Source organism: Candidatus Chordibacter forsetii (genome assembly GCF_964187505.1).
Classification (GTDB): domain Bacteria; phylum Verrucomicrobiota; class Verrucomicrobiia; order Opitutales; family Seribacteraceae; genus Chordibacter; species Chordibacter forsetii.
Map to the genome: position 1 here is coordinate 1 of NZ_CAXLML010000028.1, position 8271 is coordinate 8271.

Annotated in this window: 6 protein-coding genes; 1 reads left to right on the forward strand and 5 read right to left on the reverse strand. The window is 47.2% G+C overall.

Annotated features, from left to right (window positions below; genetic code table 11):
- From ACKPQ4_RS01180 to ACKPQ4_RS01190, 3 genes are all read right to left on the reverse strand, one after another.
- The coding region (locus ACKPQ4_RS01180) for a DUF6797 domain-containing protein (RefSeq protein ID WP_407679381.1) at window positions 1-1780 on the reverse strand (1780 nt) is incomplete at its 3' end.
- Window positions 1781-1905: 125 nt separating this feature from the next.
- Window positions 1906-2517: a 3-keto-disaccharide hydrolase gene (locus tag ACKPQ4_RS01185; protein ID WP_407679382.1), complete on the reverse strand. Its 612-nt coding sequence runs from the start codon at window positions 2515-2517 to the stop codon at window positions 1906-1908.
- Window positions 2514-5906 carry a PVC-type heme-binding CxxCH protein gene (locus ACKPQ4_RS01190; RefSeq protein ID WP_407679383.1) on the reverse strand — a complete coding sequence of 1131 codons (3393 nt, stop codon included), beginning with the start codon at window positions 5904-5906 and terminating at the stop codon, window positions 2514-2516. Before ACKPQ4_RS01190 ends, ACKPQ4_RS01185 begins: the two co-directional genes overlap by 4 nt.
- Before the next feature lie 279 nt (window positions 5907-6185).
- Here ACKPQ4_RS01190 and ACKPQ4_RS01195 point away from each other — a divergent pair, with 279 nt between their 5' ends.
- Window positions 6186-6746 carry a VOC family protein gene (locus ACKPQ4_RS01195; protein ID WP_407679384.1) on the forward strand — a complete coding sequence of 187 codons (561 nt, stop codon included), beginning with the start codon at window positions 6186-6188 and terminating at the stop codon, window positions 6744-6746.
- On the opposite strand, the gene ACKPQ4_RS01200 is transcribed toward ACKPQ4_RS01195, so the two are convergent.
- Both ACKPQ4_RS01200 and ACKPQ4_RS01205 read right to left on the reverse strand, forming a co-directional pair.
- Window positions 6747-8042 (reverse strand): sulfatase family protein, encoded by a 1296-nt coding sequence (locus tag ACKPQ4_RS01200; RefSeq protein ID WP_407679385.1) that lies wholly within the window; start codon window positions 8040-8042, stop codon window positions 6747-6749.
- A gap of 54 nt (window positions 8043-8096) precedes the next feature.
- Window positions 8097-8258 carry a c-type cytochrome domain-containing protein gene (locus ACKPQ4_RS01205; protein WP_407679386.1) on the reverse strand — a complete coding sequence of 54 codons (162 nt, stop codon included), beginning with the start codon at window positions 8256-8258 and terminating at the stop codon, window positions 8097-8099.
- Window positions 8259-8271 lie beyond the last annotated feature (13 nt).

Genomic DNA, 8271 nt, shown 5'->3' on the forward strand with positions numbered 1-8271 from the left:
TTACCTTGATCAGAGTGCCATGATGAGGGATAAGCTGAGGGCGGGCATGCCTCGCACTCTTGGCGTAATAGAAATTACCCTGTTCATCTGTCTGCAGCCCCATCGCAAATTCATGGAAATGCTCGGTTACCTGATGGTCCGAATTAAATGCTTCGTAAAAATCAGTTTCTTCATCCCCGTTTAAATCAACCAGGCGAACAATTTGATCCCGGCAGGAAACAAAGACTTCTCCATTCCTGATTTTGATGCCCAATGGTTGAAATAATCCGGCAGCAATTCTTTTCCACTCCACCGAGTTGCGGGATTCATCGGCTATGCCATCCACTTTCCAGACATCGCCGTCCCAAAAACAAAGGTATGCACTTTTACCATCGGGAGAGAAGTCCAGTCCGCTAGCCCGCAGTCGTGCATTCCATGGATTGTCAACCGGTAGGGTGAACTCGTCAGACTGGAAAGCCCCATCCTGTTTTCCCCTTACAATGGGGATCTTCAAAATGTCGGGCCATTGCGTAACTATACCACCATGGGCAGGGCTGTGACTTAGTTTATCTTTGAGAATATTATAAAATTTAAGCTTCGCGGGGATGGGTTCGCTCTCAGTTCCATCAGCAAGCAGAACTAATTGGAGAGGAGTTTGTTCCGGCAATAAGCGAATCACTTGTTCCCCAGGTCTTCCTTGCTCAGTGAGAATTTTTACATTTGCACGGATGGATTTACCCGGGGTGCGAAACACAAGTGCCTTCTCGCTTTTCCCAATATTCAAGTGGCGAATAAAGGTTCCGGCATCCGATAAAGCATGCATCTCACTAACTCTCACCTCCCCGACTTGATAATAAAGCACCGCCTGATTGTTAAACTTAAATAGCCCATGGTATTGGCACCAACTTTTGGGCAGGGGACCGTAATAATTTCCGTCGGATGCCTGAAAGCGAAGGTCTTCAAATTTACCGGTTTCCGGATTGGCCCAACCTGGGCCGTCGGCACATTCGAGGAAGGGTTCGCCAATGGTACGCGGACGGATCGCATGTTGCCCGTCAAAGTTGATTCCCCGCCAGTCAATAAATCCATTTCCTCTCCAGACTCCGGCTACCCGCAAGGTGTCGTGTTCGAAGGCTGACCAGGTATGGCCCTTGGCAATGCCACCTGGGCCGGGGTCGAGGCGCTGGGCAATTCCCTTGTAGGCGAGGTTGTTTGTCGCTCCAACCCCGTAGTTTCTGACTTTTTGTTCCTGGGTGTCAGCAATCTCAAAGGTACCCATTAAAAAATTTCCGTAGTCCATTTCCTCCCAGAGTTTTCTTTTCTCCGGAGCGGGTCCGAGATCTCGTCCTTTGGGAAGTTGGCTTAAGTATTCCTGGTTCACCTTAAAGTATTCCGCAGGGTTTTGTTTTTTTAAGTATGTCTCCTGAATGTAGTGGATCACTGCGTATTTTTCCCGGGGCTTGAGCATGGCTTGCGGGGCCATCATCCGCCATCCACGAGTCAGGGTGAGGTACATGGTATATGGATCTTTTCCGTGCTGAAATTTCCCGTCCCAAAAACCCAAGGCATTGGGCACAGAACCCGGGGTGTTCGGGGTGCCGTGGCAACTCGCACAGTTTTGTTGGTAGACGGACTTACCCAGTTTTAATACGCTTTTGGATGTATCTCGAATCAGTCTGGCGTGATCGATTTTGGCCTCGTATTCAGGCAAGGCCTCTTCCGGTAAGAGCATTTGGCCCGGCGGGAGGTCCTGAGCGTAAATAAATAGAGGTACAAGTAATAGAGCGAGTATGATCTGCATGAAGGATTAGATCAGACCTAAAGAGAAATCTTCAGGCAATCGAAAAGACTGACTTGCCGATAGCTTATCTATGGAAGCACGAGTTTATTTTGCCGGAATGCGGATTAAATTTTTTGAAAGATTTTTTATCTGTCCAAATTTTTCAGACGGATGTCTTTGTACTCCACATGCATATCCTGCCCACCGTGGAGTTGCAGGCCAAAAAAACCCTTGGTCCGACCAGGGTCTTTTTTTAATTCTGTGCTCAGAATACCATTTATAAGAACGGATACATTTTTGCCGCCTGCATGAATTTCCAGATCTGACCATTCTCCTGGTAGATATTTTCGTTCCTTAATTACTTGCTGATCAGGCCTGGCAACCCATGCCCGTCCCCCTGTTTCATACAAACCACCAGTATTCTGAGTGCGGTCGATTTCCGCCTGAAATCCATAGGCTCTGATTGGGGTATTACGGTTCTCGGCACGGAAGTAAAATCCACTGTTTCCCTGTAATATTCGGAACTTTGCCCGAAGAATGAAATCGGAATATTCTTTCTCGGAAAACAGGATGCCATGCCGTTTGTCCACTTTCTGGCTGGTTCCTAATAATACTCCATCTTTTACTTCCCACTTTCCGCCAGGAGATGCCCTCCAGCCTTTGAGGGTTTTGCCATCAAATAAGGAGAAGAACTCGCACTTGGTTTCACCAAAGCAAAACCAGGCAGTCACAAAGAATAAACAGAGGTGATATTTCACGGAGCCGCTTTCACCGTAAGAATCCCCTGCATCATTCGCCAGTGCCCGGGGAAGGTGCAGAGGTAGGGATAGTCACCTGGCTGATCCGGTGCCTCAAATTCGATTTCTTGGGATTTATTGGGGGATAACAGCTTGGAAGATACCAGGATTTTGTCACTTTCGGGAATGTAGCCCTTTTGAAAGCCATCCGCGGTGGAGGCCATTTTATCCGCAAATTCTCCAATTTCCTCGGCACTGCCTGGTTTCCCTAGCAACCAGTTGTGGAGCATGACATCCGGATTAGAAAAAATAAGTGTTACTTTGGTGCCTGCCTGAACTTGCAATCTTTTGGGAGCAAACTGAAGTTCGGGAGCCGCCTGAACCCGGAGGATGTTACCTGCCTTGGCCATTTCCTGTTGGTGTTCTTTATCGGCTTTTCTTAATTGATCTAGGTTTGTTAAATATTGTGCATCAGGCAAAGGGTTGCCCAAGGGGTCATAGACATAGACAGCAGGCATGAATCTAGCTGCCCTCCTACCTTTGAGGAAAACGAACTCAAAGACATTTAAACCGCTGCGTAATTCCACATTGATTTGCTGATCTCCACTCCAAAGTGAGTTCTGGCTAAATTTTAATATGCCATTCAGGTATACTTCCAAGTTCTTGTGGTTGACCCCGATGGTAGCGGATTGGGCCTTATCTGAATAAATAAAGGAACGAAAGAATCCAGTACCGGGTAACTTTGATTTACCAATCTGATATTCAACTGGATTGGTTTTGTTTTTATCCTCGTATCCAATCCATTGAGTTAGTTGTGAGCTTTTAGAAACCTCCAGTACTGGCACACTACTGCCCTTCAACGGTTCCGTACCTAAATCCAGATAGGCAAGCGAGTTTTTTACATCTGGATTTTTTGTATTGATGCCCGTTATAGAACTCTCAACTTCAGGCATGTGCGGGCGCAAGTGAGCCACCGCATTAATTACTTCCATGAGCACGCGTGGGTGTGCATCTTTGGCAAAGGTAGTGAGCATCTCTTTTGTGTTACTAATTCGGTCTGCCTGTAAGCGTAGGGTGCGAACTGCTGCTCCGCGAAAAAGGTAGGACTTAGATTTAGCTAGTTGTTCAATCAAGTCGGAACGTGCCTGCCCCAGTCCTTCGCATACAAAAATGCTTTCGAGCATAGCCTGTTCGAAATTATCCGCTTTGGGATCAAATGCTTTGATCCATTGATCAATAGCCGAAATGGCCTTCTTGCCATGTTTCCTCAGTTCAATCCGGGTATGGTGGCGGATAAGATTTTGCGGGTGTACCAAGAGTTTGCATAAATCGTTTAGAGTCGCACCTTCTATTTTTGGCCACTCTTTAACGATGGGCTTACCGGTATGTACGACCCGCCAGATACGTCCATAATCATGATCCCAGTGAGGATCTCTCATCGGGTGCTGGGCATGCCCAATGATTGGACTGGAAAAGTCAGAAATATAGAGTGCCCCATCCATTCCAAACTCGAGATCAGCTGGTCGGAAGGCAGCATTGGGTGAGCTTAAAATTGTTTGGTAACTCTTTTGCTTAAACATGCCACGGTCGGTGTTAAGAATAGTAAGATTAACCGCATATCGACCAAGCAGTGAGGCAGAGGCGATGCCATTCTGGTATTCGTCTGGGAAGTTTGTGCTAGAAATAGATGAGGTTCCGCAACCTTTGCCATAGCTAGTGATTCGAGCATAGGCATAGGGCATGTATCCTCCCAACGGAGTCCAGATCAAGGAAGTGCCATCATAGACATCGCCATCTCCATACATTTGAAAAGTATTTCCCCATCGATCAAAGGTGATATTCCAGGGGTTGGGTGTTGTATGCTGCCACTCTGTATTGATTCTTCCTGTAGCGGGATCTAGGCGGTAGGTAGTTGAGTCTATTCCACGGTGGACTCCAAAGGGGGTTTCCAGTTGGGAGCGGTGAAAGACTCCGTCACAAAACAAAATATCTCCATGAGGATCAGTTGCGATCATCCCGCCATGGTGGGAGTCAGTTACATCAATTCCCCGAAGGAGCTCGTGCTGCCAGTCCGCACGGTCGTCCCCATCTTCATCCCGCATTAACAGCAGGCGTGGTTGTTCCGATACAATCACTCCCTGATGATGAAAGGCGATCCCGTCCAGTGCATCGAGGTTTTCCGCAAAAGTTGTGCACTTATCGGCTTTGCCGTCCCTATCCGTGTCTTCGAGGATGATTAACTTATCTTCAGGAGAGAGACCAGGAACTGTATGCGGAAAGGATGGCATCGTTACCACCCATAACCTCCCTTTGGCATCAAAAGCCATTTGTACGGGGTTACGTAATTCTGGGAATTGCTCCTCGGAAGCAAATAGATTAACGGCATAACCATCGGCCACGGTAAATTCAGCCATGGCATCCGTAGGCGGTTTAATGATACCTGTACGCTTACCATCATCGTGCCCTTTTCCAGATGGCATCGGATCAAGTGAAGGTCTTTCCAAATTAGCGAATTTTAATTTCGGTTCAGCTGCCATTCGGTGCACGATCTCCTCGGTGAGTTCGATCATTTTATGATACCTGGGTATTTCCCCGGCATATTCATAAGGCCTTGCCCTTACCCCAAAATAGACTACCGCGTTCTTCGGGCGTACCACTTCGGCTACCCGGTTATGTTTGGCCGAGGCAGCCTGGCGAACCTCGTGGATGTGATTTTCGGAAGCGGGCTTTGTGTTTTTTACACCTAGATAACCAAGCAGTTCCTGAGCAATGATGGAGCCAATTTGTTTGTTTCCTAAGTCATTTAAATGGATGCCGTTTTCAGTTAACCGACTGCTCGAATTGAGGGTGGGGGAGAAGAGATCGATAAAGAAAGCCTGGTTTTTTTGGGCCAGTTTGGAGATAGCGTTGCGGTAAAGTTTTAGGTTCTCATTGAGGTCGGAAACGGGGTGCTGGGCAGCAGTGGGAGACAAGAGCACAAACTTTGCCTTTGGGTGAGTTTTTGCGAGTTGTTGGATGTGGCTTTGGTAATCACGCTTAAATTGAGGCAGTCCCTCGGCTCCATGAAAGGCTTCGTTCATGCCATATCCCAGAACGAGCACATTGGAGGGCCACTGCTTGATTAGGTTTTTCATGTGCTTTGGGTATCCCTCAAGTCGTAGGCGGTTACCCACTTCATCTCCGGTCCAGGCTAGGCTCCTAATTTTTAGGCCCTTCCCGGATGTGGCAATTTGCAGGCGTGCTTCCATGCCCCCATATTCGAGAAGACGCTCGATCATAGAGTTCCCGTAAAAGAGGAGGGCAGGGCTTTCTGTAGACACAGATTCAACCTCTTCTGTCGCATGAGAGAGCAGGGGTAAGCTTATCTGAAAAAGTACAACAAAGCTAATTAAGTATTGTGGTAATAGCATGTGAAAAATTAGGGCAATGGTTTCGTCTGAGCTGAAAAAGGAATTAATTCGGGTTAAGGTACAAATCATTATTTTAATCTAGTTATTTCAATCCTATACTGCCAAATATTGCGTAAAATATCTGTTGCCTTACGATATTAAGGCGATTGAGTGCTGATCATTTAAAGCCTTCCAGTTAGGGTTATATGGGAGTTTTGGATCGGGCTAAATCTAGGAATTTAACCCTCGGATATTACTTCGCCATTGATTGATTTGATTCAGCATAGCAATCTAACAAACATGAATATACAGAAATTCAAAATTCTTTTATCCTCGCTCATGCTAGTTGCTTGCTCCTCGGTCTGGGCAAAGTCTAACTTCTCACGCCAAACCATCGACTTAGGAGTCGTAGTGACCGATGCGAAAAAGTCCATAGCCTTTTATAAAGATGTAATCGGCTTTCAGGAAGTACCCGGGTTTGAAGTGAAGGGCAAGTTCCCCAAGGCAGTCGGACTGACCGATGGGTCCAGCCTCAATGTCCATGTTTTGGTACTGGGGGAAGAGGAGTCAGCGACCAAGTTGAAAGTGATGCAGGTGGATTCCAAAAAGCCTGCCCGCAACATTGATCAACCATACATCCATACCGTTGCCGGGTTTTCTTACCTTACCATATTTGTGGAGGATGTGGATCTAGTCATGGCCAATGCCAAGAAGCATGGTTGCGAGGCTTATGCCAAGAGCCCACAGATTCTGCCCAAGGGTTTCCCACAGGATTTGTGTTTGTTGATGCTCAAGGACCCGGACGGTAACTTTGTGGAAATCGTGGGTCCAAACACCAAGTCTTTGCAGAAAAAGAAGTAACTACTTTTTTCCTACAACTTGGAGGTTCCACCAGGAGTTAAGTTGTTTGGTCAGCTCTTCTACTTTCTTAGGATGGAGGGTAGACACATTAGTACTCTCTAATGGATCTTTCGTGAGATCAAAGAGTTCCACTTTTTCCTGAGGTATTCCAATTTGCCAGCCCATGGATTTGAGCTTTTCGTGAGGTTCCGTCCATCGAGTCAGTTTCCAGTTTTGCTCTACTATTGATCGTGCACGGAGAGCGGTTTCCGGGCGGTCAACATCGAGCATATCATGAGTGAAATTTTCGAGGAAGATGGACTTTCTTTTTTTGACTGCCTTGGGATTTAATAGATTAATTCCGCTCATCTTCTCATCCGGTTTTATGCCGCAGGCTTTTAGAATAGTGGGCACAAGGTCGAGGTTGCTGGCAAGCTCGGTGGAATTGATTAGAGGAGAAATTTTAGCGGGCCATCGAAACATGATTGGCGTACGAACACCTTGCTCGTAGGGGGATGCTTTAACGGAGCCTCTCTTCCCGTCGAGCCTTCCCCAGCCATTATCGCATGCATAAACCACCAGGGTATTGTCAGACAATTTCAGATTATCCAGATCATCAAGCAATTGTCCGCAACTTTGATCAAACCATTCGCACATCGCATAATATTTTGCCTGTCCGCCTGCTCCGATGTCACGGTATTTTTTTTCTAAATCGGCTGGGGGATTGTGCGGGGTGTGAGGGAGGAATGGAGCGTACCAAATAAAGAACGGTTTTTCCTTTCCCTTGGCTTCACGGAGGAAGTCGGAGATAGGCTTCATAGTATCCCGGCCAATACTTAGGGAGTAGGCGGACCCATGCCTTTGGGTAGCTCCCATATCATGGGTGAAACCGGAATATTTAGGATGTGCATGCCAGTACTTACCGGTGTGTAAGCTGATGTATCCATGCTTGGCCAGCAGCTTGGGCAACTGGGGCGAGTTTTTGAATTTATCAATCCATGGCTGCCGGCTGATTCCCTTGAGCGGGTCATTCCCCGTGGTTCCGTGCTCATGGGGGTAGAGACCGGTAAGCATTGTGGTCAGTGAGGAACTGCATAGGGCAGTGGTTACATAGCCACGGTCATATCGTAAGCTTTGAGAGGCGAGCCGGTCGAGGTTTGGAGTTTCGATCATTTCGTGCCCCATAAATCCATAGTCTGCGTATCCTTGGTCATCACTAAGGATCATTACCACATTGGGCAGGTCTTCTGGCTTCGCCCACGAATAAATACTTCCGCAAAGTAAAAAGAAAATGAAGGCTAATATGCTGGAGTTCATAAAATTGAATTTAATGGGGCATTGAAGGAAAGCTCTATGCTAAGAGTTTTTTTACTACATGCCCATGAACATCTGAGAGTCGGGTGGGGGCATAATTTCGTCCTCCTCTTCCGATTCGATCCGCCAAAAGATTTCACTTTCCTCAGGATCACCCGGTGTGATCGCACGGTATCCCCCGAGGTCGGCAAAAGCACCCTCTTCCGTGTCCAATCTCAGATCGGCTGCCCGG